Below are 26056 nucleotides of genomic sequence, written 5' to 3' on the forward strand. Positions count from 1 at the left end.
GCGTGTCAAGCGGCCGCAGGGCGTCGGCTGGACCGCCCGACGGGCGTCGCCCGGGTCAGTCCTGCCACCACCGGTGGGCGCCGTCCGGCAGGAGGTCGTCGTCCTTCGCGGCCACCAGCTCGCGCAGCCGGTGCCGGAGCGCGGGGACGTCGGCCGGCAGCCCGTCGCCGTCGCCCCCACGGCCACCCGCCGTGGAGCCCGCTGTCGGTCCCCCTGCTGCGGCCGCCGCTGCCCCCGCCGCAGCGCTCGCCGTCGACCCGGCCGCTGCGCTCCCCACCGACGCCGCCGCTGCGCTGCCCACCGGCGCCGCCGCTGCGCCCGCGCTCTGCGCGGCCCACAGGTCCCGGCGCAGCAGGACGATGTCGCGGGTCAGTCGGCACTGCGCCTCGTCGCTGCGCCGGACGACGTCGGCGGCGCGCATCCACCCGTGGTCGATCGCGATCGCGATGAGGCCCGGCTCGACGGTGAGGCCGTCGTGGACGTCGACCTCGGGCTGGATGAGGGTGACCGCCGACGACCTCCGGGCCAGCTCCACCTCGTCGCGCAGCACCTCGTCCCACATGATGTCCGAGTACGAGCGGTACATGATCGCGACCAGGTTGCGGTCTGCGAAGCTGCCCTCCGGGCGGCTGCCGCCCGCTGACGCCACCACGGCGTAGCACCGCGACGCCCGCAGGTCCCGGGCGGCGATCTCCAGGGGCAGCACCTCGCGCACGCCGCCGTCGACGTAGTGCTCGCCGGACAGCAGCACCGGCGGGAACACGACCGGGATCGCCGAGGACGCGCGCACGGCGTCGGCCAGGGCCACCGGCTCGGCGTCCGGCAGGGGCCGGTTCGCGCGGTCGACGAGACGGCCCTCCTCGGTGACGTACCGCAGCTCGCCGGACTCCAGGCCGACGACGGCGATCCGCAGGCGCACCCCCGACCGCGCCACCCGCGCCGGGTCGAACACCGCCGGGTCCTGGACCAGCTCGGTGATCCGACCCGGGACGAACACGCCCTGGGACCGCTCGGCCGAGTCGAGGACCCGCTCCAGGTCACGCCCGGTCCGGCCCAGGGTCCGCAGCGCCAGCAGGGCCTCGACCGAGCGGAACGGCGCCCACAGCGGTGCGTCGGCCGGACCGTCGACGCCCTCCTCCGGCCGTCCGCCGGGACGGGCGATCCAGGACGGGGTGGTGGCCAGGCGCCGTCGACGCTGGAACACCTCGACCCACTCAGGAGCGATCCGCCGCAGGGTGGCGAACCAGTCCGTCTCCTCGAACAGGTCCGACGACGCCTCCAGGCCGCGCCAGATGCGCTCCAGGTCGTCCAGCGAGCGGCGCTGGCCCGCGGCGTCGGCGCTCTGCGCGAGCACGACGGCGAGCACCGAGCCCGCCGACGTCCCGGCGATCACCGCCGGCTCGATGCCGACGACGTCGTACAGGTAGCGCAGCGCCCCGATCTCGAAGCTGGCACGGGACCCGCCGCCGCTGAGCACCAGCGCGTCCCGGCGCTGCCTCGGACGCAGCAGGCGCGTCGCGATCGGCTCCCGGGGGAGCCGGCTGCCCAGGGTCCGGGTGCGGGTCACCGCTCCGACGCTAGCGGCCGGCGCGCCGGCCTACAGGGAGCAGAAGTGCCGGACGAGTTCGGCGGCCGGGGCGAGCAGCGCCCGCTCGCCCGGGACCAGCGACCGGTCCTCGTCGCGGATCCGCAGCGCGGCGTCCACCTGCGAGGCGGGGTCGCCGTCGGCGGCGGCGAGGAAGGCGGCCAGGAACGCGCGCGCGCCCCGGGTGTACTCGGTGTCGTCGTCGACGGCGACCTCCGCGATGAGGACGCCGGTCAGCGCGACGTCGAGGTCGGCGGGCCCGGTGCGGGCGTGGGACCAGTCGAGCAGGACGGGGCCGTGCGTCTCGCTCAGCACGACGTTGCCCGGGTGCAGCTCGAGGTGCACGACGGCGTGCTCCTCGCCCTCCGGAGGGGGGACGGCGTGCAGGCGGTGATGCAGGTCGGCGAGCAGCTGGGCGCCCGCGGGGATCGTGATCTCCTCCGCGACCAGTCCCTGCAGGAGCGTCGGGCCGTGCACCCGCTCCATGACGAGGTCGAGACCCTCGGCGGCCCACACCTGCGGCACGGGGAAGCCGTGCGCTCCCAGGTGGCGCATGATCGCGACCTCGCGGGAGAGGTCGTGCCTCTCGCGGTAGCGGCGCAGCACGCGGTCGTCGTCGAGCAGGAAGAGGTCCGCGGTCGTGCCCTCCGCCAGCAGCGGACCGGGACCGGCCCCGGGCTCGGTGACACCGGGTGACGTCATAGGCCGACGGTAGTCCCGGGCCGTGCGGATGTCCCGACACGCCGGGGCACCCGCGGGCCGTCAGCGGTGCAGGTGCTCGAGGAGCTCGACGGCCTGCATCCGGGTGTCCGGCAGGGGCTCCAGCCAGACCCGCGGTGGCTCGCGGACCAGGTCCTGGGCGCCCATGGAGCGGGCGTGGTCGGTGAGCGCCGTCCGCAGGTGCATCGCCGTCGCCCCGAGGTCGGAGCCCCGCTCGACCAGCACGGCGAAGACCCCGCCGCCCAGCGCGGCCATGGGGTGGCCCTCTCCGAACGTCAGGACCAGCCCCTGGCCCACGACCGCGGAGCGCACGATCCGCGACCACGGCGCCAGCGGGCTCGCCTCCACGTCGGTCACCAGGAGGGCATGGGTGTCACCGGCGCGGCGGCCGGTGCGCTCGGCGGTCCCGTAGGTCTCGGTCAGGCGGACGCCCAGGTACTCGGCGGTGGGCAGACCCGAGTCCGGGTCGATGCAGTGGGTCAGCACCGGGCCGGCGGCCTGCCCGGCCGCCCACCCCTCGCACAGCGACCGGACCAGCCCGAGCGGCGGTCCGGCGAGCTCGGCGGCGTCGAACAGGCACGCCAGGTCGTCGATGGTCTCGCTGATCCCCACCCCGGCCTCGGCGCGGGCCTCACCCAGGCGCTCGGCGGCCGGGCCGCCGTCCTCGCCGGCGAGGACGGCCTCGATCAGCGCGTCCACGGCCGGGTGGTACCAGTCGGCAGGGCGCAGCCAGACGGACGCGACACTGCTGGCGCGCCAGCGGTCGCGGACGTCGGGCGGCGAACCGGCCGACCGGTGGGTGGTCGTCACGGTGGATGAGAGTGCCAGGTGGGCCCGTCATGACGCGGAAACGGGGAAGAGATTTCACCATGGGACGCCGTCCCCACCTCAGGGTGATCCATGGCACGCTGACGTGGACATCGGGCGGGGACGAAGGAGCGGCAGTGAGCGAGACGGCCGCGGCGTGGGGCCACGACTCCAGCGATGCGGAGCTGATCACGGCGGCTCGTGCCGGCGACTCGAGCGCCTTCGGTGCGCTCTACGAGCGTCACGCCGCGGCCGCGCGCATGGTCGCGCGCCAGTACACCCGGTCCAGCGCGGACGCCGAGGACGTCGTCGGCGACGCCTTCGCCAAGGTCTACGCGATCGTTCGTGAGGGCGGCGGGCCCGACGTCGCCTTCCGCGCGTACCTGTTCACCGTGGTGCGGCGGCTGGCGCAGGCCCGCGCGGAGAGCGGGCGGCGGGTGCAGCCCACCGACGACATGGCGACGTTCGAGTCGGCGTTCGGCCCGGTCGGCGGGGTGGACGACCCCGCGCTGGCCGGCTTCGAGCGCGGCGTCGTCGCCCGGGCGTACGGGTCCCTGCCCGAACGGTGGCAGGCGGTGCTCTGGTACACCGAGATCGAGCGGCTCCCGCCGGCGCAGATCGCCCCGCTGCTCGGGCTCACCGCGAACGGCGTCGCGGCGCTGGCGTACCGGGCGCGCGAGGGCCTGCGCGAGGCGTACCTGCAGCAGCACCTGGTTGCGACGCCGCAGCAGGCGTGCCGCGCGATCAACTCCAAGCTCGGTGCGTACGTGCGCGGCGGCCTGGCCAAGCGCGAGACCGCGCAGGTGCAGGAGCACCTCGAGGGCTGCGCCGAGTGCCGGCTGCTCGTCCTGGAGCTCGGGGACGTCAACCACGGGCTGCGCGGCATCATCGCGCCGCTCGTGCTCGGTGTCGCCGGTCTCGGGGCGCTCGCCTCGCCGCTGCCCGTGGGCGTGCTCGGGGCGTCCGGCCTCGGTGCGGGCGCGGGTGCCGGTGCGGGCGCGGGTGCTGGTGCCGCCGGGACGGGTGCCGCCGGCACCGGAGCGGTCGGGACCGGAGCCGCGGGTGCGGGTGCCGGGACGGCGGGCGCCGGGTCGGCCGTGGGCACGGGCGTGGCGGGGTCCGGCGCTGCCGGTGCCGGGTCCGCGGCCGTGGGGAGCGGCACGGCAGCGGGCACGGCAGCAGGCACGGCAGCGAGTACGGCGGCAGGTGCGGGCACGGCGGCCGGCGCCGGCACGGTGACGGGCCTGGGCGCGGGTACGGCGGTGGGCGCCGGGTCCGCCGGTGCGGGGTCGGCGGTGGCGGCGGGTGCCGGCACGACCGGTGCCGCGGCGGCGGCCGGGACTGCGGGCGCGGGTGCCGCGACCGCGGGGGCCGCGGCAGCGGGTACGGCCGGTGGGCTCGGCGCGGCCGGTGCCGCCTCGGGTGCCGGCGCGCTCGCCTCCGGCGCCGGTGCGCTCGCCTCCGGCGCGACGGTGGCGGGCGCGACGGGCGCCGGTGCGGCGGCTGCCGGGACCGGTGTGCTGGTCGGCGCGGGCGCCGGCGTGGCGTCGGGTGCCGCGGCCGGCGTGGGTGCGAGCGCGCTCGCGGGCGGTGGGATCGGTGGCCTCATCGCGGCGCTGCCCGGCGGGGTCGCCGGGGCCGTCACCGCGGGGGTCGTGGGCGTCTCGCTCGCGGTCGGCGGAGCCATGGTGGACCCGCCGCCGGCCCCGGACACCAGCAGCGAGCAGGCACCAGCGCCCGAGCAGCCGGCTGCGCCGTCGGAGGCGGCCCCCACCGAGTCGACCCCGCCGGCACCGGCCGATCCGGTGACGCCCGGACCGCCGCTGCTGGACTCGCCGATCCTGGACCCGCTGCAGCCCGACCCGCAGCCGACCCCCGAGCCGGACACGGACCGCACCCCGGTCGACCCGCCGCCCGCGGCGACCGCGCCGCCCGTCGTCGTCGTGCCCCTGGTGACGGACCCCGGACCGGTGGCGCCGCCGCCCGCGGACCCCGCGCCCACCGACCCGCCGCCGATCGACCCGCCGCCGGTCGACCCGCCGCCGGTCGACCCGCCGCCGGTCGACCCACCGCCGCCGACCCCCGCGGCGCTGGCGGTGGCCTCCGAGCAGGCCGGGTTCGTCCTGGTGAGCGGGACCGAGCAGGAGGTGACCGTCACGATCGTCAACACGGGCCAGTCCTCGGCGACCGACCTGCGCGCCGCGCTCGTGCTCCCCGCCGGCGTCAGCCTGGACGACGAGCCGGACGACGGCGAGCCGGCGGCCGACGGTGTCTGGGAGCGCTGCGCGGACGACGCCCCGGGCGGCGCCGCGGAGTTCTGCCTGCCCGTGCTCGCGGGCGGGGCGTCGTCGTCCCTGACCGCGGTGCTGGACGTCGACGCCGACGTGGTGCCGGACGAGGGCACCCGGGTCGGCCTCGACGTGCGCGGGACCGGGATCGACGACACGGGGCTGAGCGTCGCCGCGCCGCTCCGCCGGCCGGACCCGGACGCCGAGGAGACGGACCCCGGTGACCCCCCGGTCGACCCGCCGGCGGCTCCCGCCGCCTGACACTCTCCGGCGCGCTCCGGCCGAGTGGCGCCCGGCCGGGCTCCCGCCACGGCGTCCTCAGCCGCTGACGGCCGCCCGCACCGCCTCGTCGACCGGCAGGTCGCCGGAGACGAGCTCGAGCACCAGCCCCGCGCTCGCCGGCTCCCCGAGCAGGGCCGCCAGCACCGCGGCGACGTCGTCCCGGGGGACCTGGCCGCGCGCGACCTGCGGCTCCAGGCGCACCCGACCCGTCCCGGGGTCGTCGGTGAGGCCACCGGGACGCACGATCGTCCAGTCGAGGTCGCGGGCGCGCAGGTCCTCCTCGGCGGCGGTCTTGGCACGCAGGTAGGTGGCGAAGACGTCGTCGGTGCCGGCCGGCGGCTCCGCGCCGGCGCCCATCGACGACACGAGCAGGTACCGGCGCACGCCGGCGAGCGCCGCGGCCTCGGCGAGCAGCACCGCCGCGCCGCGGTCGACCGTGTCCTTGCGGGCGGCGCCGCTGCCCGGACCCGCACCCGCCGCGAACACCACCGCGTCGGCACCCGTGAGGTGCGCGGCGAGCTCGTCGGCCGTGGCGCTCTCCAGGTCGAGCACGACCGCCTCGCCGCCGGCCGCCCGGACGTCGGGCACGTGGTCGGGGTTGCGGACCAGGCCCACGGCGCCGTGACCGGCGCCGGACAGCAGCCGGGCCAGTCGTAGCGCGATCTTGCCGTGACCACCCGCGATGACGATCCTCATGCCGCCACGCTAGGGCCGGGCGGTCCGCGGTGCGCGGCCATGCCGTGGTCACCCGTCCGGCCCATCCCGACCCGTGTGGTGCAATGGGGCCATGTCCGGCCTGCTCACGCCCGTGCCGCCCCTCGCGTCTGCCGTGGGACCGATGCGTGGCCTGTGCGGGTGCACCCGTCGCCTCGGCTGACGCCCCGCCGCCCTCGGCGATCCCACCGCGGCCCCGCCGGCCGCACCGCCCGTTCCCCCACCCGGCGCCGCCGCCGACCCGACGACGCGGTCCCGACCGCGGCCCGGGCCGGCTGTCGCGCAGCACCGCGAGGAGCTCCATGCCGCCCGCTCACATCGAGCTGACCGCCCTGCGCAAGGTGTACCCGACGCGCGGCGAGGACGTCGTCGCGCTCGACGGCATCGACCTGGCCGTCCCGCGCGCCGCCATCCACGGCATCGTCGGGCGTTCCGGTGCGGGCAAGTCCACGCTCATCCGCTGCCTCACGGTGCTGGAGCGACCCACGTCCGGCAGCGTGGCCGTCGACGGCGAGGTCCTGTCCGACCTGCCGGAGGCGCGGCTGCGCAGCGCCCGGCGCCGGATCGGGATGGTGTTCCAGCACGTGAACCTCCTCGACTCCCGCACGGTGGCGGCGAACGTCGCCTACCCGCTCGAGGTCGCCGGGGTGCCGCGCGCGCGGCGCGCCGCCCGGGTCGCCGAGCTCCTGGACCTGGTCGGCCTGGGCGGCCGCGGCGACTCCTACCCGGGGCAGCTGTCCGGCGGGCAGAAGCAGCGGGTGGGCATCGCCCGGGCGCTGGCCACCGAGCCCGCCGTGCTGCTGTGCGACGAGCCGACGTCCGCGCTGGACTCGGCGACGACCCGGCAGATCCTGGCGCTCATCCGCGACCTGCGGGACCGGCTGGGCATCACCGTGCTGATCATCACCCACGAGATGGCCGTCGTCCGCGAGATCTGCGACTCGGTCACCCTGCTCGAGCACGGCCGCGTCGTGGAGAGCGGTCCGGTCGGCGACGTCGTCGCCCACTACGGCTCGCGGCTCGCCCGCGAGCTCATCCCCGTCCCCGACCTGCCGCTGGGTGACCAGCGCTCGCTGGTCGAGGTCGCGTACACCACCGACGACGTCGCCACGAGGGACGTCCTCAGCGCGGTGGCCGGCCTCGGTGCGCAGGTCGAGATCGCCGCCGGGACGATCGAGACCCTCGCCGGACGCCGGGTCGGCCGGCTGCAGCTCGACCTGCCGGCCGGTGAGGTCGACGCCGCCCTGGTCCGGCTGCACGCCGCCGGCGTCCACGCGGAGGTGACCCGATGAGCTGGTGGGACGCCCTGCTGGAGAACGACATCATCCGCGAGCGGCTGCCGCTGGCCACGCTGGAGACGCTGGAGATGGTCGCCGTCTCCTCCGTGCTGACGGTGCTGCTCGGTCTGCCGCTCGGGATGCTGCTGCACGCCACCTCGCCGGGCGGCCTGACGCCGCAGCGGACCGTGGCGTCGGTGGTGGGCTTCGTCGTCAACGTCGGACGGTCGCTGCCGTTCGTCATCCTCATGATCGCCGTCCTGCCGTTCACCCGGTGGGTGGTCGGGACGACGCTCGGCTGGCAGGCCGCCGTCGTGCCGCTGACCCTGGGCGCGGTGCCGTTCTTCGCCCGGCTGGCCGAGTCGGCCCTGCGCGAGGTCAGCCCCGGCAAGGTCGAGGCGGCCCGGGTGATGGGCTCCACGCGCGGGAAGATCCTCGGCGCCGTGCTCGTGCGCGAGGCGCTGCCCGGCCTCGTCTCCGCGGTGACCGTCACGGTCGTCTCGCTCATCTCGTTCTCCGCCATGGCCGGGGTGATCGGCGCCGGCGGGCTCGGCGCGCTGGCGATCTCCTACGGCTACCAGCGCTTCGACACCGCGGTGATGGTCGCCTGCATCGTCGTGATCGTCGTCGTCGTGCAGGCCATCCAGGTCGTCGGGGACGCCGTCGCGCGCCGGCTCGACCACCGCTGACCCGCCCAGCACCCACTGACCGACAGACCGGCCCCGATCCGGGGTCGTCGAGGGAAGGAACACCCATGACCAACCGCACCCACGTGATCGGCCGGGCGGCGCTCGTCGCCGCGACCGCGCTGGCGCTGACCGGCTGCGCCGGGTCCGACGCCGAGGACACCGCCGCTGCCGGCCCGACCGAGGAGGGCGGCGTCACGACCATCACGGTCGGCGCCAGCCCCACCCCGCACGCGGAGATCCTCGAGTTCGTCGACGCCGAGCTCGCGCCCGACGCCGGGCTGGACCTGGAGATCGAGACGTTCGACGACTACGTGCTGCCGAACACCGCGCTGGAGGAGGGCGACCTCGACGCGAACTACTTCCAGCACCTGCCGTACTTCGAGTCCCAGGTGGAGGAGCAGGGCTACGACTTCGACCACTTCGAGGGCGTGCACATCGAGCCGTACGCGATGTACTCCGAGAAGCACACGACGGTCGAGGCGATCCCGGACGGCGCCACGTTCGGCATCACGAACGACCCGGGCAACCAGGCGCGTGCGCTGGACCTGCTCGTCGCCAACGACCTGCTGACCCTGGAGGACACCGGCGACGAGCTGCCCACGCTGCTCGACGTCGCGGAGAACCCCAAGGACTTCCAGTTCGTCGAGACCGCCCCCGAGCAGCTCGCGCGCGCGCTGCAGGACGTCGACGTCGCGATCATCAACGGCAACTTCGCGCTGGAGGCGGGCCTGAACCCCGCCACCGACTCCCTGCTGATCGAGTCCGGCGAGGGCAACCCGTACGCCAACTTCCTCGCGGTGCGCTCGCAGGACAAGGAGAACGAGTCGATCGTGCAGCTCGACGAGCTGCTCCACTCGCCGGAGGTCAAGGCCTTCATCGAGGAGCGCTGGCCCGAGGGCGAGGTCCTCGCGGCGTTCTGAGCCGTGGGCGGCCGCGGGCGGGCCGCCGGCGGCCGTCACGACGGTCCGCACCGACGACGGGGCGTCACCTCTGCGGAGGTGACGCCCCGTCGTCGTCCGGCGGGAGCGGGTGTCAGACGACGCCGTAGAGCCGGTCGCCGGCGTCGCCCAGCCCGGGGACGATGTACGCGTTCTCGTCGAGCCGCTCGTCGACGGCGGCGACCACGACCTTGACGTCCACCCGGTCGCCGACCGCCGCCTCCAGGACCTTGAGCCCCTCCGGGGCGGCGAGCAGGCACACCGCGGTGACGTCGCGCGCGCCCAGCCCGAACAGGTAGTCGATCGCGGCGACCAGCGTCCCGCCGGTGGCCAGCATCGGGTCGAGCAGGAAGCACTGCCGGCCGGACAGGTCCTCGGGGAGCCGGTTCGCGTAGGTGATCGCCTCGAGCGTCGTCTCGTCGCGCTGCATGCCCAGAAAGCCGACCTCGGCGGTGGGCAGCAGCCGGGTCATCCCCTCCAGCATCCCCAGGCCGGCGCGCAGGATCGGCACCACGAGGGGGCGCGGGTCGGCGATCTTGACGCCGACGGTCTCGGTGACGGGCGTGGTGATCCGGTACGGCTCCGTGTGGACCTCACGGGTCGCCTCGTAGGCGAGCAGGGTGACCAGCTCGTCCACCAGGAGCCGGAACGTCGGGGACGCCGTGTCCTTGTTCCGCAGCACGGTGAGCTTGTGGGCGACGAGCGGGTGGTCCGCGACATGCAGGCGCATGGCGCCCAACCTACCGTCGGGCGCTGGGACAGGATGGTCCGGTGCCCGGGACCCCCGACGACGCCCGCTGGATGGACGACGCCCTCGCCGAGGCGCGGCGGGCCCTGCTGACCGACGACGTCCCGGTCGGCGCCGTGGTCGTCGGTCCCGAGGGGCGCGTGGTCGGCCGGGGCTGCAACGCGCGCGAGGCCGACGGGGACCCGACCGCGCACGCCGAGGTCCGGGCGCTGCGCGAGGCGGCCGCGACGCTGGGGCGGTGGCGGTTGGACGACTGCACCCTCGTGGTGACCCTCGAGCCGTGCCTCATGTGCGCGGGCGCCACCGTGCTGGCCCGGGTCCCGCGGCTCGTGCTGGGTGCGTGGGACCCCAAGGCGGGTGCGTGCGGCTCGCAGTGGGACGTGGTGCGCGACCGCCGGCTCAACCACCGCGTCGAGGTCGTCGGCGGCGTGCGGGAGGACGCGTGCGGCGAGCTGCTGCGGACGTTCTTCGCGACGCACCGCTGAGGTGCAGGACGGCTGAGGTGCAGGACGACCGGGCGACCGGTCCGGCCGCTCAGACCGGCGTCGGCAGCTCCCGCGCGAGGGTGGTGAGCGCCTCCGACGTCCCGACCTCGACCTTGACCGTGGCGAGCGGGTCGCCGCGGGTCGCGCCCCGGTTGACGATCACGACCGGCGTGCCGGACCTCGCCGCGTGCCGGACGAACCGCAGGCCGGACATCACGGTCAGCGACGACCCGACCACGAGCAGCGCGCCCGCGTCGTCGACCATGGCGTACGCGCGCTGCACCCGCTCCTTGGGGACGTTCTCCCCGAAGTAGACGATGTCCGGCTTCAGGATGCCGCCGCACGCCTCGCAGTCCGCTATGACGAAGTGCGCCGTGGTCTCGATGACGGCGTCGGCGTCGGGCGCGATCTCGATGTCGGCGACCGCGCCGACGGACTCCACGAAGCCCGGGTTGAGCGCGTCCAGCCGCCGGGCGAGCGCGGCGCGGGGGACGACCGTGCCGCAGCTCAGGCACACCACCCGGTCGTACCGGCCGTGCAGGTCGATGACGTTGCGGGAGCCGGCGTCCTCGTGCAGCAGGTCCACGTTCTGGGTGATGACGCCGAGGACGACGCCGCGCGCCTCCAGGTCGACCAGGGCGCGGTGCCCGGCGTTGGGGGCGGCCCGGTGCACGTGCGCCCAGCCGACGTGGTTGCGGGCCCAGTAGTGGCGCCGGAACGCCAGGTCGCCGACGAACTGCTGGTAGGTCATCGGCGTGCGGGGCGGCGAGCCGGGGCCGCGGTAGTCCGGGATGCCCGAGTCCGTGGAGATGCCGGCGCCGGTCAGCACCGTCAGGCGGTGACCCGCGAGGACCTCCACGGCCTCGTCGAGGTCGTCGGTGGGGGCCAGGGCCGGCTCGGTCACCGAGCGAGTCTAGGTCGGTCGTCCGGCCGGCACCCGGGCGCCCCCGGGCCGGCACCTGGGCGGCCGGGGCCGGTGCGCCGCCGGCCCCGCCCGTCACCGGGTCAGCGGTCGAGCGGTGGTCCGGTGTACGGCATGCTGGCACGGACCGCGGCGAGGGCCCTGGTGACGGACGGAGTCCTGCGGATGGCGGATGGCTGATGGGTGAGACCCCCGGCGCGGGGCCGACGCACGCCAACCTCGACGACTACCCGACCGACCTGCTCGCGGTGGTCCTGCGGGCGATCGGCTCCCTGGGGACCTACTCCCTGACGCTCCTGCGTCCCCTGCACGGTCCGGACGGCGACGTGGTCGACTTCCGCGTCGTCGCGGACACCGGCCTGACGGCCGGCCTGGCGGGGGAGCGCAGCGTGGGGCGCACGCTGCGCGAGCTCCTGCCGCCGGAGTTCGCCGAGCGCCTGGTCGGGCGCAACCGTGCGGCGCTCGTGACCGGGGCGACCACGCGGGAGGACTTCGTCCTGGGGGTCGGCGAGGACGGTGCCGCCACGGTGCCGGCGGCCGACCCCGCGGTGGGACCGGTGCGGCTCGGTGAGGTGCTGCGCGTGCCGGCCGACGGGCACGTGGTCGTCCTGTGGCGCGACGTCACCGAGGCGCGCCAGGCGCAGCATGAGCTGCAGGTCGCGACGGCACGGTTCCAGCGCCTGGTCGAGCACGCGAGCGACACGATCCTCGTCACGACGGCGGACCGAGTGATCACCTACGCGAGCCCGTCCCTGGGGGCGGTGCTCAACGTCGACCCCGAGTCCCTGCTCGGCACCCGGTTCGGCAGCTTCTACAGCGCACGCCAGGACGTGTCGGTCGGCGAGGACCTCTACGCGCGGGTGCTGGCCGCGCCCTGCGGCGGCACGGCGCGCGCCGAGGCGGAGGTCGTGCGCGGCGACGGGTCCCCGCGCCGGGTGGCGTACGTGGCGACCAACTGGCTGGAAGACCCCGTGGTCGGCGGCGTGGTTATCAACGCCCTGGACATCACCGAGCAGCACGAGGCGCAGCAGCGGCTGCGGCAGCAGGCGCTGACCGACATGCTGACGCGCCTGCCCAACCGCCGCTGGCTGGGCCGGGCGCTGGACCGGGCCATCGCCGCCAGCCGTGCCAGCGGCCGCCCGTTCGCGCTGCTCCTGCTGGACGTGGACAACTTCAAGGTGCTCAACGACAGCCTCGGGCACTCCGCCGGCGACCGGCTGCTCGTCGAGATGTCGCACCGGATGGCGTCGGCGCTCGGGCCGCGGGAGTCCATCGCGCGGCTCGGCGGCGACGAGTTCGTGGTCGTCGCGGAGCACCTGGCGGACCCGGCCGACGCGACGGGCGTCGCCCGGCGCATCGCCGACGCCGCCGGGACGCGGTACGACCTCGGCGACCTCGCCACGCACGTCACGGTGTCGATCGGGATGGTCACCCACGGCGGCACGGACGACGGCGTCGCCCGCACGGTCCCCGCCGCGGGCGAGCCGGCCCAGGTCGACCACGGCGCCGACGACGACGAGGACGTCGACGACCGGCTCAGCGCGGGCGCCGAGGCGCTCCTGGCCCACGCCGACGCGGCGCTCTACGAGGCCAAGCACCGCGGGCGGGACCGGGTGGAGGTGTTCGACCCGGCGCTGCGCGAGCGCGTGCTGCACCGCATCCACCTCGAGAGCGAGCTGCACCGAGCGCTGGAGGACGACGAGCTCACCCTGCACTGGCAGCCGATCGTGCGCACCGCCGACTCCGTCCCCGTGGGGGTGGAGGCGCTGCTGCGCTGGCACCACCCCCGCCGCGGGCTGCTGCCGGCGGCCCGGTTCCTGCCCGTCGCGGGCGAGGTCGGGCTGGTGCCGGCGCTGTGCCACTGGGCGCTGGACGCCGCGCTGCGGTCGGCGGCGCAGTGGCGGGCGGCGCCCGGCAGGCCCGTCTTCTTCGTCAACCTCGCCGCAGCCCAGCTGGCCCAGCCCACCCTCGTGGAGGACCTGGCGAGCATGGCCCAGCGGTACGGCCTGGACCCCGCCCGCGTCCAGCTGGAGGTGGCCGAGGACGTGCTGGGCGCCGACGTCCAGCGGCTGACCGACCAGCTGCGGCGGATGCGCGAGCACGGCTTCCGCATCGCCCTGGACGACTTCGGGGCCGGGAACACCGCGCTCACCTGGCTGCGCCGGCTGCCGATCGACACGCTCAAGCTCGACCGGGACTTCACCGCCACGCTCGGCGAGCGTCCCACCCGCGTCGTCGTGCGGTCCATCGTCCGGCTCGCCGCCGACCTCGGCATCGAGACGGTCGCCGAGGGCGTCGAGACGGTGGAGCAGCTGGAGTTCTACGCCGAGGCGGGGTGCGACTACACCCAGGGCTACCTGCACGGGCGACCGGGGCCCGCCGACGAGGTGATCGGACCGGCTCCCGTCCGACGGGTGTGACGCGGTCGGGAGGGGAGGGCGCGACGACCGGTGCCCTCGCTCGCGGCCGCCGATTCGGCCGGGCCCGGCAGACCGGGTATCGTCTGCGCCGAGGTAGCGTGTCCGAGCGGCCTAAGGAGCACGCCTCGAAAGCGTGTGTGGGTGAAAGTCCACCGTGGGTTCAAATCCCACCGCTACCGCCAGCAACGGTGCCGACGACGTCGGCCCGCAGCACGACAGGACCCCCCGCAGGGCGCCGGACCGGCGCACCGCGGGGGGTCCTGTCGTTCTGGGGGCTTGCGACCTACCGGGTGAAGCTGAACAGCGCCGAGGGCGAGGTCCCGTCCGCCAGGTTGAAGGTGACCTTCTGGCAGGTCCCGGCCAGGGTCGACGCGGTCTTCCAGGTGTACTGGTACAGGCCGCTCTTCGAGTCGTACGTCAGGCCGGCCGCCGTCCTGCTGGACGCGGTCTCCTCGAGCTCGTCGACCTTCATGCCGCCCGGGCACGTCACCTTGGTCACCACGGGGGCGCCCTTGAGGACGTCGAGGCCCTGGTTGCCGACGAGGCTGAACTTCATCGGGACGGCGCTGCCGGCCTTGACCTTGTTGTAGACCCCGAAGTTGTCCACCGGGCCGAGGAACCCGAGGAACGGGTACACGACCTGGTAGCCGCAGGTGGCCGCTGCGCTGGTGTGGCCGACCCGGTCGGACGCCGTGGGGGCGGTCGCGGTGCGGTGGCCGACGGTCTTGGTGTCGAGGACGAAGCTGCCGCCGGCGGGGGTCGCCAGGCCGGAGCCGGCCGCCTCGTCGGATGCCGTCCAGGTCGCCTTGAGCAGCGAGGTGTTCTTGATGAGCGGCAGCTTCGGGCAGGTCACGCCGACCGACGGGGCGGCGGAGTCGACCGCGACCGGGATCGTGTTCGAGGTGCCGGTGTTGCCGACGTGGTCCGTGGCGGTGGCCGTGAAGTCGCCGGTGGCCGTGACCGTCTGCTCGCCCGTCGGGTCGTCCGCCAGGCCGGAGCCGCGCTCGGACGGCTGCACCTCGGGGTCGGTCGCGGTGACCTGGATCTTGGCCTCGTCCTTGAACCAGGCCTTGCCGTTGACGACGGACGCCGGCGTGCTGGTGAGGGCTGCCTCGACCACGGGGGCGCTGGCGTCGATGTTGATGTACTGCACCGAGCCGCCGCCGGTGTTCCCGGCGTTGTCGGTGGCGACGGTGCGGGCCATCTTGTTGCGTCCCTCACCGCTGACGGTGACGGACTCCTTCACCGAGCCCTCCAGGACGCCGGACACCGCGTCGGAGACGTCCCACCGGATGGACGGCGCCGCGGGGTACCAGCGCACGTCGCCCACCTCGACGGACGGCGACTCGATGGTCCCGGTGACGACCGGTGCGGTGGCGTCCTTGCGGATCTTCTCCGAGGTCTTGGACGTCGTGCCGCCGGCGCTGGTCGCGGTGCAGGTGTAGTCGGTGAGGTCCTGGTCGGCGGTGACCCACACCCGCTCGCAGCCCTCGGTGGTCAGGGTCCCCGGCGACTGCGGCTCCGTGACGACCCAGTCGAGCGCGATCTCGTGGCGGTACCAGCCGTTCGCCGGCGCCGGCTCGCTGAGGATGTACCGCACGACCGGTGCGTCGCCGTCCTCGATGAAGTACGAGGCGGACGAGACGGCGGTGGCTCCGCGGGTGTCGGTGTAGGTGCACTTGGCCACCCGCTCGCCGAGACCGTCGGGCAGCTGCGGCGCGGGGCGGGACATGGCCGGCGCGAACTGGAACGTGCCGTCCTCGGCGTCGACGACCTTGCACATGGGCGTGGGGACGTCCGTGCCCTTGACGTAGTGGGCACCGGAGTCGACGTTGACGACCGTGACCGTGGGCGGGCTGTTGGGCGGAGGCGCCACGTCGACCCGGAAGGTGGCCGGCACGGTGTTGAAGGACCCCGGGGAGGGGTTCACGACCACGGTCGCGGTGATGGTGGCGCTGCCGGCGCCGACCGGCTTGACGGTGAGGGTCTTCTCCTGGACCGGACCCTTCAGCGGGGTGCACGCGGTGAACTGGACCGAGGTGGGCTCCACCGTGGCCACCGCGGGGTTGCTCGACTGGATCGAGAACGTGACCGGGCCCTTGTTCATGTTGCAGCCCTCGAAGCCGTCGATGTCGCTGTTGCGGGCCTGGACGCGCAGCGTGGTGGTGCCGTCGTTGCCGCCGGAGGCGAGCGGCATGACCTCGGCCTCGGTGTCGATCGCCGTGGCAGCCGTGATGCCGTCGATCGTGTTGTAGATGTCGTCGGCGTACGCCGCGCCTCCGGCCGTGACACCGAGGAGGGAGATGACGGTCACGGCGGCACCGCGGCGGAGCGCGGTGACGAGGCGCGGCCCGGAGGACGCACGACGGGAACCTGCATCGACCTGCGGGGTGATCGGCTGGGGCACGTGTCGCTGCTCCTCGTTCGGGCGCGCACCGGGTGGGTGCTGGGGGTGGGGGGCCGGGGGTGTCACCGGCAGGACCGACTCTTCCGGGAGGGTGTGAACGGGACGTGAAAACGCTCGACCGGGCGTCCGGCGCGCCTGCCCGGGGCCCTGCGCCCGGTCCCACCCGGGGCTGTCGCCGGGGGTGGGGCACAGTGGGCCCATGAGCATCGACGCGTCACGCTGGGACGTCCTGGACTGGCGGCGCCGGGTGCAGGACCTGTACGACGCCGTCCGCGCGGAGGTGGTCCCCGCGCGGGCGCACGCGGTGTGGGTCGCGGGACGCGACGGCCTGCTGGGCACGCACCCCGCGTCACCCGTGCCCGCTGCCGAGCGGCCGTCCTTCGCGGGGGCGCCGGTGGCGCCCTACGACCCGGCGTACCGGTTCGTCGTCCCGGTCGACCTCGACGTGGAGCCCGCGCGCCGGGACGTGGCGACCGGCACGGACGGTGTCGTGCCGATGGAGCGCGTCGGCCGGGTGGACCTGCCCGCGCTGGGCAGCCTGGACGTGTGGTGGGTGGCGGTCTACGGCGGCGGGCTCTTCGTGCCGCTGCGGGACGCCACCAGCGCACGCACCACCTACGGCGGCGGGCGGTACCTGCTCGACAGCGTCAAGGGCGCGGATCTGGGCGGCGGCCTGGACGGGCTGGTGCTCGACCTCAACTTCGCGTACCAGCCGTCGTGCGCGTACGACGACGCGTGGGCGTGCCCGTTGCCGGGTCCGGGCAACACGCTCGCCGCCCCTGTGCCGGTCGGCGAGCGGCACGCCGCGGACGCCCACGGTGGCGTGGGCCTCGCGGACGGCGTGGCCCGTGGCTGAGGGCGGGCCCCGCGTCGTCGTCGTGGGGGGCGGGGTGCTGGGGGTTTCCACCGCGGCCCACCTGGTCGACCGCGGCGCCGACGTCACGCTGGTCACCGACGGGGCGCTGGGCAGCGGCGCCTCGGGCCGGTCGCTGTCCTGGCTCAACTCGTTCGCGCAGCGGTCGGCGGACTACCACCGGCTGCGCCTGGCGGGCCTGGAGCGGTACCGGGCGCTGGCGGTCCGGGCCGGGTCCCCGCCGTGGCTGCGGTTCGACGGCGGGCTGGCGTGGGCCGCGCCGGGCGAGGCGCAGCACCATCGGGAGGCGTTCGAGCACATGCGCGGCGTCGGGTACGCGGCCGAGTGGGTGACCCGCGACGACGTCGCCGCCCGGTTCCCCGGTGTCGACCCGGCCGCTGTCCCGGACGAGGGGGCCGTCGCGACGCCGGACGAGGGCTGGGTCGACCTGCCGTCCGTGATCGACCACCTGGGCGACCGGGTGCGCGCCGGCGGCGGGCAGGTGCTCACCGGTGCCGGTCCGGCCCGGGTGGTGGTGACGGGGGACCGCGCCACGGGCGTCCGGCTGCCGTCCGGGGACGTGCTCGGCGCCGACGTCGTCGTGCTGGCGACCGGTGCCGACGTGCCGGCCACCGTGGCGGGGCTCGGCGTCACGGTCCCGGACGCCACGACGCCGGCGCTGCTGGTGCGGACCCGGCCGGTCGCCGGTGGGCTGCGCGCGGTGCTCAACACCCCACGGGTCGCGGTCCGGCCGGCGCCGGGCGGCGCGCTGGTGGTGGACGCCGGGTGGGCCGAGCGGGAGGTGGTGGCCCGGGACGACGGCGGCTTCGACGTGCGGGACTCCACGGTCGAGGGTCTGCTGCAGGAGGCCGCCGCCGTCCTGTCCGGCCCGGCGCCCGAGCCCGAGTCGTGGGGCGCGGGGCGAAAGCCGATCCCGGGGGACGGCGAGCCCGTGCTCGGTCCGGTGCCGGGCGTGCGCGGTCTGGTCGTCGCGTTCACGCACAGCGGTGCGACGCTCGGGCTGGTCGCCGGGGAGCTGCTCGCGGACGAGGTCGTCGACGCGCAGCCGAGCCCGCTGCTCGCGCGCTTCCGGCCCGACCGGTTCGCCTGAGCACCCGACCGGCCTGCCGATGAGCGGGCGGCCCGACCGGGGTCTGCCCGTCGTGAGGACCTGTCAGCACACCTGTCGGACCACCAGGAGGCAGCCATGGACACGAGCACGACGCGTCGGACCCACATCACGGCGCTGCACGCGGTCCTCGTCCGCGTGACCGACGTGGACCGCGCCCTGGAGTTCTACGTCGGCACCCTCGGCTTCGAGGTCCGCATGGACGTCACCTTCGGCGGCGGCGGCGGCGGCGGCGGTGGCGCGCTGCGCTGGGTGGAGGTGGCACCCGCAGGCGGCGCGACCACGGTGGGCCTCGCCGCACCGGAGGACGGGTCGCCGGCCGGTGTCGACACCGGCATCCGCCTCGCCAGCCTGGACGTGGCGGCCGACCACGCGACGCTGCGCGCGGCGGGCGCGGACGCCGACGACGTCCTGGACATCCCGGGGACGCCGCCGATGTTCGTCGTGCGCGACCCCGACGGCAACCGGATGGTCGTCGTCGGCGGGGTCTGACGCGCGCCACCCCGCGCGCCGGACGCGCGGGCGCGGCGTAACGTCCTCGCCGTGCCAGAGGGACACACCGTCCACCGGATCGCCCTGCAGTTCCGCGCGGACTTCGTCGGCGAGCGGGTCGCCGTGAGCTCGCCGCAGGGCCGGTTCGCCGCGGGCGCGGCGCTGCTCGACGGCGCGGTCATGACGCAGGCGCGGGCCGTCGGCAAGCAGCTGTTCCTCGGCTTCGACCGGGACCGCTGGCTGCGCGTCCACCTCGGCCTGTACGGCGCCTGGGACTTCCACGGGCGCATCTCGCCCATCGCCGGCGGCGACGAGGCCCGCGGCAGCCTCGGGGCGCCTCGGGTGGCGCGGACGTTGCGCATGGGCGAGGGCGAGCGTCCGGTCGACCCTGCCGACGCCGACGCCGACGCCGACTTCCCGCCGGCCCCGGTGGGCCAGGTGCGCGTGCGCCTGCTGACCGAGAAGAGCGCCGCGGACCTGCGGGGCCCGACGGCGTGCGAGGTGCTCGGCGAGGCGGAGGTGGCCTCCGCGATCGCGCGCCTGGGGCCCGACCCGGTGCACGACCCGGGGCCGGTGGCCGAGGACGAGTTCGTCCGGCGGCTGACCGGACGCGCCGTGCCGGTGGGTCAGCTGCTCATGGACCAGGCGGTGGTGGCCGGGATCGGCAACGTCTACCGCGCCGAGATGCTGTTCCGTGCCCGCATCGAGCCGCACACGTCCGGCCGGCGGATCCCCGCGGAGGTCGCCCGTGAGCTGTGGCGCGACTGGGTGGGCCTGCTCGCGGACGGCATCCGCACCGGCGCGATGGTCACCCGCGGGGACGACACCGCGGAGGGCCGGGCGCTCGCGCTGGCCGACGTCGGCGAGCGGCACTGGGTCTACAAGCGCACCGGGGAGCCGTGCCGGGTGTGCGGGACGGCGATCGCGGTGGAGACGATGGCGACCCGCAACCTGTACTGGTGCCCGACCTGCCAGGCCGGTCCCTGACCGGCGTCAGCCCTCGGGCGTCGCCGGCTGGGCGAGCAGCCGCCGGGCTGCGACGCCGATCACGGCGCTGTAGGTGGGGTAGGCGAACTCGACCTTGGCGAGCGTGGCGACGTCGACGCCCGCGGCCATCGCCGTGGTCACCGCCTGGATCACCTCGACCGCGTTCTCGCCGACCGCGTGCGCGCCGAGCAGCAGCTCACGACGGCGGTCCGCGACCAGCTTGAGGAACCCCCGCGGCCGGTCGTCGATGATCGCGCGCTCCATGCTCGCGTACGGCACCGTCGCCACCAGGCAGTCGCGGTCCCGCTCGCGCGCCTGGTCCTCGGTCAGGCCGACGCCGGCGTAGTCCGGGTCGGTGAACCCGCCGGACGGCAGCAGGTGGTGGGACGCGCGCCGGGTCGCGCCGAGCACGGCGTTCCGGGCGGCGGCCTCCGCCTCGGAGTGCGCGGCCTGCACGAGCATCGACTCCCCGTCGGCGTCGCCGGCCACGTAGATGTGCTCGACGTCGGTGCGCAGGTACTCGTCCACCGGGATGCGACCGCGCTCGGCGTGCACACCGGCGGCCTCGAGGCCGAGGCCCTCGATCGACGCGGGCCAGCCCGTCGCCATCACGACGACGTCGAACGTCGCGCGGTGCTGCTCGCCGCCCGCCTGCCAGGTGAGTGCGATCCCGACGTCGGTCCTGGCCAGCGACTCGACAGTCTCCACCCCCGTGACCACGCGGACGCCCTGCTCGGTGAACGCGCGGGTCACCTCGGCCGAGACGTCCGCGTCCGCGGGCGCGAGGATCCGCGGCGCCACCTCGAGCAGGGTCACCTGGCTGCCGAACGCGCTGAAGATCGTGACCAGCTGCGCCCCGGTGTTGCCGGCGCCGATGACGGCGAGGCGGCGCGGGACCTCGTGGAGGTCGAGCACCTGCTCGGGCACCGTGGCCAGCTCCGCCCCCGGGATCGGCAGCCGGCGCGAGTGGCCGCCCACGCACAGGATGATCGACTCGCCGCGCACCCGCCGCCCCGAGCCCTCCAGCTCCAGCTCGTGCGGGCCGACGAACCGGGCGCGGTGGCCGAGCATGAGCTCCACGCCGGCGGCGGCGAGCCGGTCCGGCTCGTCCTTGACGTCGAGCACGCGCTGGACCGTCGACCGCACCCGGGCGACGGTGGTCCGCCAGCTGATCGCCTGCTCGGTGACCGTGATGCCGTAGGTGTCGGCGGTGCGGACCTCACGCATGAGCCGCGCGGTCTTGGCCAGCACCCGCGTCGGCACGCAGCCCGTGTTGACGCACGTGCCACCGGTGCGCGAGCCGCCCTCGACGACGCCCACCCGCGCCCCCAGCTCGGCGGCGCGCAGGGCGGCGGAGGTGCCGGCAGGCCCTGCGCCGATGACCAGGACGTCGAAGGTGTCGTTCACGGCGCCCACTGTGGCGGGCCCGCGGGCTTCGGGCGACCCGACACCGCAGCGGTCCGTGCGCGGTGCACTCGGCGGCTGCCGGACCGGCGCCGGCCTAGACGCCCAGCAGCCGCCGCCACGCGCGGTGCGCCTTGACGGCGACGCCCTCGAACCCGGGGACCTCGCCGAGCGCCTGGCCGACCAGCGCGCACTCGCGGATGAGCGCGACCGGGCCCTCGTCGAAGAACGTCCGGTCGGCGCCGCCGGCGATGTCGGGGGCGTCGGTCTGCACCGCGACCATGAAGGGCCGCCCGGCCGCGCCCAGCGTCGCGACGGCCGGTGCGGCCAGCTCGAGGATCCCGCCCTCGCCGTGCGCCCGCGGGGCCGGGGCGGCCAGCGCGACCCGGTCCGCGAGCGGCACGAGCGCCTCCAGGGCGCCACCCGTCGCGCCGTCACCCGTCGCGAACCACCACGGCACGCTCGCGTCCACCGGCAGGCCGCCGCCCGCACCACGGACGGCCGTCAGCGCGGCGGCCAGTGCGGTCCCCAGGTCCGCCACGGACCGGCCCGGTGCCGGCGCGGCCCAGGGCAGCACCACGACCTGCAGCCGGTCGAACGGCGCGAGGGCGAGCACGGCCTCGGTCCACCGCGGCGTCGCGCCGCTGACGCCGGAGACGGCGGTGACGCGGACGCCCTCGGCGTGCAGCGCGGCCACGGCCTCCGCGGCCCACGCGTCGACCACCCCGCCGGCCGGACCGGACGGCGCCAGCAGGTGCACCTCGCGGAGCTGCCCGGCGCGGGCGAAGGCGGCGAGCCGGTCGGCCGCGGCCGGGGCGTACCCACGGCCGCGCGGGTCGTCGGCGGGGTCCACCGGGTTGTCCCACGCCCACATCGCGGTGATCGCGGAGCCGGTGCGCGTCGCAGTCATGGGGAGATCTTCGCGCGTCGGGCGGGCGCCCACGCACCACCACCGACCACCGGACGACCGGCAGGCGCCCCCGCGGACCGGCGGTCGAGCCCTGGTGGCCGCCCGGGCGCTCCACGACGTCGTCGTGCAGGGTGGGCGCATGGATCTCCGCATCTTCACCGAACCCCAGCAGGGCGCCACCTACGACGACCTCCTCGCCGTCGCGCAGGCCACCGAGCGGCTGGGCTTCGACGCGTTCTTCCGCTCCGACCACTACCTGCGGATGGGGGACGGCGACCCGATGCCCGGGCCGACCGACGCGTGGACGACACTGGCCGGGCTGGCGCGCGAGACGTCCCGCATCCGGCTCGGGACGCTGGTCACGTCGGCGACGTTCCGGCACCCGGGCGTGCTGGCCGTCCAGGTCGCGCAGGTCGACCAGATGTCCGGCGGGCGGGTCGAGCTCGGGCTGGGCGCCGGCTGGTTCGCCGAGGAGCATGCGGCGTACGGCATCCCGTTCCCGCACAAGCGGTTCGGGCTGCTCACCGAGCAGCTCGAGATCGTCACGGGGCTGTGGGGCACGCCGGTCGGGGAGCGCTTCGACCACGCGGGCACGCACTACACGCTGACCGACTCCCCGGCCCTGCCCAAGCCGGTGCAGACCTCGCCGCTGGACCCGTCCCGGGCCGGGGTGCCGGTCATCGTCGGCGGCAACGGCCCCCGCCGGACGCCGGCCCTGGCCGCCCGGTTCGCCACCGAGTACAACGCCGCGTTCCCGGAGAAGCACGACGTCCCCGAGCGGTTCGCCGCCGTGCGCGCCGCCTGCGAGGAGGCGGGCCGCGACCCCGGGAGCCTGACGTACTCGGTCGCGCTCATCGTGTGCGTCGGGGCCGACGAGGCCGAGGTCACCCGCCGCGCGGCCGCGATCGGCCGGGAGCCGGCCGAGCTGCGCGAGCACGGCGTCGCCGGCACGGTCTCCGAGGCGGTCGACACCCTCGGTGCGCTGGCGGAGATGGGTGCGAGCCGCGTCTACCTGCAGGTCATGGACCTGCAGGACCTCGACCACCTGGAGCTGGTCGCCGCGGAGGTCATGCCGCAGGTCGCCTAGGACCCCCGCCCGACCGTCCCGGCGGCGGCACCGGGCACGACGTCCCGGACGACGCTGCGCATGACTCCGCGGACCGCGACCACCGCCAGGGCGACCAGGGCCGCGTTGCGCACGACCAGGACGGCGGTGACCGCGGGGTCCCCGGTCGGCAGGCCGTCCGCGCCGAGCGGGAACACGAGCTGGGTCAGCGCGGCGGTGCCGAGCACCGCCGCGCCGACCCGGGACCACGCCCGGGACGGGGCGACGGTGAGCGCGACCGCGACCGGGGCGGCGAGCCACCCGACGAACTGCGGTGAGCCGACCTTGTTCGCCGCGATGAGCAGCACCGACGCCGCGAGCGAGCCCCACAGCAGCATCGCGACCGGGTCGGTTTGCGGCCGGCGGCGCGCGACCACGAGGAGGGCGCCCAGGGCGCCGAGCGCGAGCGGCAGCGCCACGTCGAGCACCGCGAGCGCGACCCCGGTGCCCGGGCCGGCGACCTCCCAGGTCACGATCTCGGTGTCGAACTCGATGCGCACCCGGTCGTCCACGAGCCCGGCGACGACCCACGGCGTCGCCGCGACGGACTCCAGCTGCAGGCCGCGCTCGGACTGCTCGGTGAGGAAGCCGGTCACCCGTGCGAGGCCGCCGCCTGCGGCGACGAGCCCGACCACGGCCGCGCACACCACCGCCGCCGGCACGACGACGTCGCGCACCGGCCGCCGGGCGGCGGCCGCGAGCGGGACGACCAGCGCGCCGGGTGCCACCTTGATCCACGCGCCGACGGTGAGCAGCGCGGCGGCGACCCGCGGTCGCCGGACCGCGACGGCGAGGGCGACCACCGTGACCGGCGCGACGACGGCGTCGAGCCGGCCCATCGCCACGGGCCCGAGCAGGGGCAGGAACGCCAGCCACCACCACGCGCCGACGGGGACGCCGCGCGGGTCGGGGCCGCCGGTCCCCGTGGCCGTGGGCTGCGGCCGGGCGCCCGCACGTGCGGCCGACGCCCGGAGCAGGACGGCGACGGCGACGGCGTCCAGCACGGTCACCATCACGCACCACCCGGTGGCGTAGCCGCTGGTGCTGCGCACGCCGGTCAGCGCGGGCGCCAGCACCGGGCCGAGCGCCCCGGCGGGGTAGACCCACGGGTCGTCCAGCACCGGCCACCGGCCGCCGTCGAGCGCGAGCGTGGCCCACCAGCGGTACAGGTCGACGTCCCAGAAGCCGCGGGCGGGGATGAGCACGACGCCGAGCAGCGCCAGCCAGCCGTGCACGACCGCGAACGCCGCCCACAGCGCAATCCGGGAGCGGCCCAGCCGGTGGACGGCACCGGGGGGCGTCGAGGTGCGGCGCTCGCGGCCGCCCGCCCGCACGGGGGAGGGCTCGACCGCGGGGGTCACGATGCCTCCTGCGCGTGCGGGTCCGACCGGTCGGGCCGAGCATGGCACAGCACCCGCGGCCCCCCGCGGCGGCCGCCCGCCCGCGTCTCGGCACGGCGGCGCAGCGCCGGACCGGGGGTCGCTACCCTGCGTGGCGGTCCGCCCCCGGGTGGTCCCACCCGGCGTGGCCGACGGCCGCGCGGATCGAGCACGAGGGAGACGCGCGATGAGCGGCATCGGATGGCGCCTGCACGGCGACGGGCGCACGGTCGGCGTCGGCGAGGTCGTGCGGCCCGAGGAGCGGCTGAGCTGGCCGCGGACGACCGGGATCGGCCTGCAGCACGTCGTGGCGATGTTCGGGGCGACGTTCCTGGTCCCCAACATCACCGGCTTCTCGCCCGCGACCACGCTGTTCTTCTCGGCGGTGGGCACCGCGCTGTTCCTGCTGCTCACCCGCAACCGGCTGCCCAGCTACCTGGGCTCCTCGTTCGCGTTCCTCGCCCCCATCGCCGCGGCGAAGGAGTCCGGCGGGCCGGGGGTCGCCCTGGGCGGGGTGCTCCTGGCCGGCGTCCTGCTCGCCGCCGTCGGGCTGCTCGTCCAGGCGGTGGGGTCGCGCTGGATCGACGCGCTCATGCCGCCGGTGGTCACCGGGACGATCGTCGCGCTGATCGGCCTGAACCTGGCGCCCACCGCGCGGGACAGCTTCCAGGAGGCGCCGGTCACGGCGCTGGTCACGCTGCTCGCCATCATCGCCGTCACCGTGCTGTTCCGCGGCATCCTCGGCCGGCTGGCCATCCTGGTCGGCGTGCTGATCGGGTACGTCGTCGCGTGGCTGCGGGACGAGGTGAGCTTTGCGGAGGTCGCGGACGCCTCCTGGTTCGGCCTGCCGCAGTTCACGACCCCCGAGCTCGACCTGTCCGTCCTGGGCCTGTTCGCCCCCGTCGTCTTCGTCCTCGTCGCGGAGAACGTCGGGCACGTGAAGTCCGTCGCGGCGATGACCGGCCGGGACCTGGACCCGCTCCTCGGCCGTGCGCTGCTGGCCGACGGCCTGGCGACCGGCCTCGCCGGTGTCGGCGGCGGGTCGGGCACGACGACGTACGCGGAGAACATCGGAGTGATGGCGGCGACGCGCGTCTACTCGACGGCCGCGTACTGGGTCGCCGCCGCGGCCGCGCTCGTCCTGAGCATGTCGCCGAAGTTCGGCGAGCTCATCGCGACCATCCCCGCCGGTGTCCTGGGCGGGGCCACCACGATGCTCTACGGGATGATCGGCATCCTCGGCGCGCGCATCTGGGTCCAGAACCGCGTCGACTTCTCCGACCCGGTCAACCTCACCACCGCCGCGGTCGCGCTCGTCGTCGGCATCGCCAACTTCACCTGGGCGGCGGGCGACGTGGAGTTCGGCGGGATCGCGCTGGGCACCGCCGCCGCGATCGGGATCTACCACCTCATGCGGGCGCTGGCCCGCTGGCGCGGCACCAGCCAGGAGCCGGCCAGCCCGGCGTCGGTCCCGGGGGGCGCCGAGCTGCACCACTGAGGTGCGGGCGCGGCCGG

Annotated in this window: 22 protein-coding genes and 1 tRNA gene; 13 read left to right on the forward strand and 10 right to left on the reverse strand. The window is 75.9% G+C overall.

Going from position 1 to position 26056, the window contains the following annotated elements; all coding sequences use genetic code 11:
* Nucleotides 1–55 precede the first annotated feature (55 nt).
* From CAE01nite_RS01785 to CAE01nite_RS01795, 3 genes are read right to left on the reverse strand one after another with little or no spacing between them, the layout of a single operon-like run.
* Nucleotides 56–1567: a patatin-like phospholipase family protein gene (locus CAE01nite_RS01785; protein ID WP_146899016.1), complete on the reverse strand. Its 1512-nt coding sequence runs from the start codon at nucleotides 1565–1567 to the stop codon at nucleotides 56–58.
* Nucleotides 1568–1597: 30 nt separating this feature from the next.
* Nucleotides 1598–2287 (reverse strand): phosphotransferase, encoded by a 690-nt coding sequence (locus tag CAE01nite_RS01790; protein WP_146899018.1) that lies wholly within the window; start codon nucleotides 2285–2287, stop codon nucleotides 1598–1600.
* Nucleotides 2288–2347: 60 nt separating this feature from the next.
* Nucleotides 2348–3115 (reverse strand): hypothetical protein, encoded by a 768-nt coding sequence (locus CAE01nite_RS01795; RefSeq protein WP_146899021.1) that lies wholly within the window; start codon nucleotides 3113–3115, stop codon nucleotides 2348–2350.
* A gap of 134 nt (nucleotides 3116–3249) precedes the next feature.
* Between CAE01nite_RS01795 and CAE01nite_RS18695 the strand changes: the two genes are divergently transcribed.
* On the forward strand, nucleotides 3250–5661 hold the full coding sequence (locus CAE01nite_RS18695) for a sigma-70 family RNA polymerase sigma factor (protein WP_186816374.1): 2412 nt from the start codon (nucleotides 3250–3252) through the stop codon (nucleotides 5659–5661).
* A 57-nt stretch (nucleotides 5662–5718) separates the two neighbouring features.
* Here CAE01nite_RS18695 and CAE01nite_RS01805 read toward each other — a convergent pair whose 3' ends face one another.
* The gene (locus tag CAE01nite_RS01805; RefSeq protein WP_146899027.1) at nucleotides 5719–6378 is read right to left on the reverse strand and encodes an SDR family oxidoreductase; all 660 of its coding nucleotides are present in this window, start codon (nucleotides 6376–6378) and stop codon (nucleotides 5719–5721) included.
* Nucleotides 6379–6698: 320 nt separating this feature from the next.
* Here CAE01nite_RS01805 and CAE01nite_RS01810 point away from each other — a divergent pair, with 320 nt between their 5' ends.
* From CAE01nite_RS01810 to CAE01nite_RS01820, 3 genes are all read left to right on the forward strand, one after another.
* A complete protein-coding gene (locus CAE01nite_RS01810; protein ID WP_146899030.1) occupies nucleotides 6699–7688 on the forward strand; it encodes a methionine ABC transporter ATP-binding protein in 990 nt (329 codons plus the stop codon).
* The gene (locus tag CAE01nite_RS01815; protein WP_146899033.1) at nucleotides 7685–8362 is read left to right on the forward strand and encodes a methionine ABC transporter permease; all 678 of its coding nucleotides are present in this window, start codon (nucleotides 7685–7687) and stop codon (nucleotides 8360–8362) included. Before CAE01nite_RS01810 ends, CAE01nite_RS01815 begins: the two co-directional genes overlap by 4 nt.
* A 65-nt stretch (nucleotides 8363–8427) precedes the next feature.
* Nucleotides 8428–9282 (forward strand): MetQ/NlpA family ABC transporter substrate-binding protein, encoded by an 855-nt coding sequence (locus tag CAE01nite_RS01820; protein ID WP_146899036.1) that lies wholly within the window; start codon nucleotides 8428–8430, stop codon nucleotides 9280–9282.
* Between the two features lie 112 nt (nucleotides 9283–9394).
* On the opposite strand, the gene upp is transcribed toward CAE01nite_RS01820, so the two are convergent.
* Nucleotides 9395–10030, reverse strand: coding sequence for a uracil phosphoribosyltransferase (gene upp / locus CAE01nite_RS01825; RefSeq protein ID WP_146899039.1), 636 nt, complete (start codon nucleotides 10028–10030; stop codon nucleotides 9395–9397).
* 41 nt (nucleotides 10031–10071) lie between these two features.
* Here upp and tadA point away from each other — a divergent pair, with 41 nt between their 5' ends.
* Nucleotides 10072–10533 (forward strand): tRNA adenosine(34) deaminase TadA, encoded by a 462-nt coding sequence (gene tadA / locus CAE01nite_RS01830; protein ID WP_281285541.1) that lies wholly within the window; start codon nucleotides 10072–10074, stop codon nucleotides 10531–10533.
* A gap of 49 nt (nucleotides 10534–10582) precedes the next feature.
* Here the strand turns inward: tadA and CAE01nite_RS01835 are convergent, their stop codons facing one another.
* On the reverse strand, nucleotides 10583–11437 hold the full coding sequence (locus CAE01nite_RS01835) for an NAD-dependent protein deacetylase (RefSeq protein ID WP_146899042.1): 855 nt from the start codon (nucleotides 11435–11437) through the stop codon (nucleotides 10583–10585).
* 197 nt (nucleotides 11438–11634) lie between these two features.
* Here CAE01nite_RS01835 and CAE01nite_RS01840 point away from each other — a divergent pair, with 197 nt between their 5' ends.
* Together CAE01nite_RS01840 and CAE01nite_RS01845 are read left to right on the forward strand one after the other, a co-directional pair.
* Nucleotides 11635–13875: a putative bifunctional diguanylate cyclase/phosphodiesterase gene (locus CAE01nite_RS01840; RefSeq protein WP_146899045.1), complete on the forward strand. Its 2241-nt coding sequence runs from the start codon at nucleotides 11635–11637 to the stop codon at nucleotides 13873–13875.
* A gap of 92 nt (nucleotides 13876–13967) precedes the next feature.
* Nucleotides 13968–14057 (forward strand) — tRNA-Ser (locus CAE01nite_RS01845).
* A gap of 101 nt (nucleotides 14058–14158) precedes the next feature.
* On the opposite strand, the gene CAE01nite_RS01850 is transcribed toward CAE01nite_RS01845, so the two are convergent.
* Nucleotides 14159–16189 (reverse strand): PxKF domain-containing protein, encoded by a 2031-nt coding sequence (locus tag CAE01nite_RS01850; RefSeq protein ID WP_146899048.1) that lies wholly within the window; start codon nucleotides 16187–16189, stop codon nucleotides 14159–14161.
* Nucleotides 16190–16481: 292 nt separating this feature from the next.
* Here CAE01nite_RS01850 and CAE01nite_RS01855 point away from each other — a divergent pair, with 292 nt between their 5' ends.
* The 4 genes from CAE01nite_RS01855 to CAE01nite_RS01870 all read left to right on the forward strand — a co-directional run bounded on the left by CAE01nite_RS01855 (nucleotide 16482) and on the right by CAE01nite_RS01870 (nucleotide 19743).
* On the forward strand, nucleotides 16482–17138 hold the full coding sequence (locus CAE01nite_RS01855) for a DUF1684 domain-containing protein (protein ID WP_146899051.1): 657 nt from the start codon (nucleotides 16482–16484) through the stop codon (nucleotides 17136–17138).
* Nucleotides 17131–18246: an NAD(P)/FAD-dependent oxidoreductase gene (locus CAE01nite_RS01860; protein ID WP_146899054.1), complete on the forward strand. Its 1116-nt coding sequence runs from the start codon at nucleotides 17131–17133 to the stop codon at nucleotides 18244–18246. Before CAE01nite_RS01855 ends, CAE01nite_RS01860 begins: the two co-directional genes overlap by 8 nt.
* Nucleotides 18247–18342: 96 nt before the next feature.
* On the forward strand, nucleotides 18343–18756 hold the full coding sequence (locus CAE01nite_RS01865) for a VOC family protein (RefSeq protein WP_146899056.1): 414 nt from the start codon (nucleotides 18343–18345) through the stop codon (nucleotides 18754–18756).
* A gap of 51 nt (nucleotides 18757–18807) precedes the next feature.
* A complete protein-coding gene (locus CAE01nite_RS01870; RefSeq protein WP_146899059.1) occupies nucleotides 18808–19743 on the forward strand; it encodes an Fpg/Nei family DNA glycosylase in 936 nt (311 codons plus the stop codon).
* A gap of 6 nt (nucleotides 19744–19749) precedes the next feature.
* Here CAE01nite_RS01870 and CAE01nite_RS01875 read toward each other — a convergent pair whose 3' ends face one another.
* Together CAE01nite_RS01875 and CAE01nite_RS01880 are read right to left on the reverse strand one after the other, a co-directional pair.
* A complete protein-coding gene (locus CAE01nite_RS01875) occupies nucleotides 19750–21150 on the reverse strand; it encodes a dihydrolipoyl dehydrogenase family protein (RefSeq protein ID WP_146899062.1) in 1401 nt (466 codons plus the stop codon).
* Between the two features lie 94 nt (nucleotides 21151–21244).
* Nucleotides 21245–22057: a hypothetical protein gene (locus CAE01nite_RS01880; RefSeq protein ID WP_146899065.1), complete on the reverse strand. Its 813-nt coding sequence runs from the start codon at nucleotides 22055–22057 to the stop codon at nucleotides 21245–21247.
* Nucleotides 22058–22196: 139 nt separating this feature from the next.
* Between CAE01nite_RS01880 and CAE01nite_RS01885 the strand changes: the two genes are divergently transcribed.
* Entirely contained in the window at nucleotides 22197–23144 is a 948-nt protein-coding gene (locus tag CAE01nite_RS01885) for an LLM class F420-dependent oxidoreductase (protein ID WP_146899067.1), read from the forward strand.
* On the opposite strand, the gene CAE01nite_RS01890 is transcribed toward CAE01nite_RS01885, so the two are convergent.
* Nucleotides 23141–24523 carry a glycosyltransferase 87 family protein gene (locus CAE01nite_RS01890; protein WP_186816375.1) on the reverse strand — a complete coding sequence of 461 codons (1383 nt, stop codon included), beginning with the start codon at nucleotides 24521–24523 and terminating at the stop codon, nucleotides 23141–23143. The two genes, CAE01nite_RS01885 and CAE01nite_RS01890, sit on opposite strands and share 4 nt — an antisense overlap.
* A gap of 205 nt (nucleotides 24524–24728) precedes the next feature.
* On the opposite strand from CAE01nite_RS01890, the gene CAE01nite_RS01895 reads away from it, so the two are divergent.
* Nucleotides 24729–26039 carry a uracil-xanthine permease family protein gene (locus tag CAE01nite_RS01895; protein ID WP_146899072.1) on the forward strand — a complete coding sequence of 437 codons (1311 nt, stop codon included), beginning with the start codon at nucleotides 24729–24731 and terminating at the stop codon, nucleotides 26037–26039.
* Nucleotides 26040–26056 lie beyond the last annotated feature (17 nt).

Source organism: Cellulomonas aerilata, assembly GCF_007991755.1.
Lineage (GTDB): Bacteria > Actinomycetota > Actinomycetes > Actinomycetales > Cellulomonadaceae > Pengzhenrongella > Pengzhenrongella aerilata.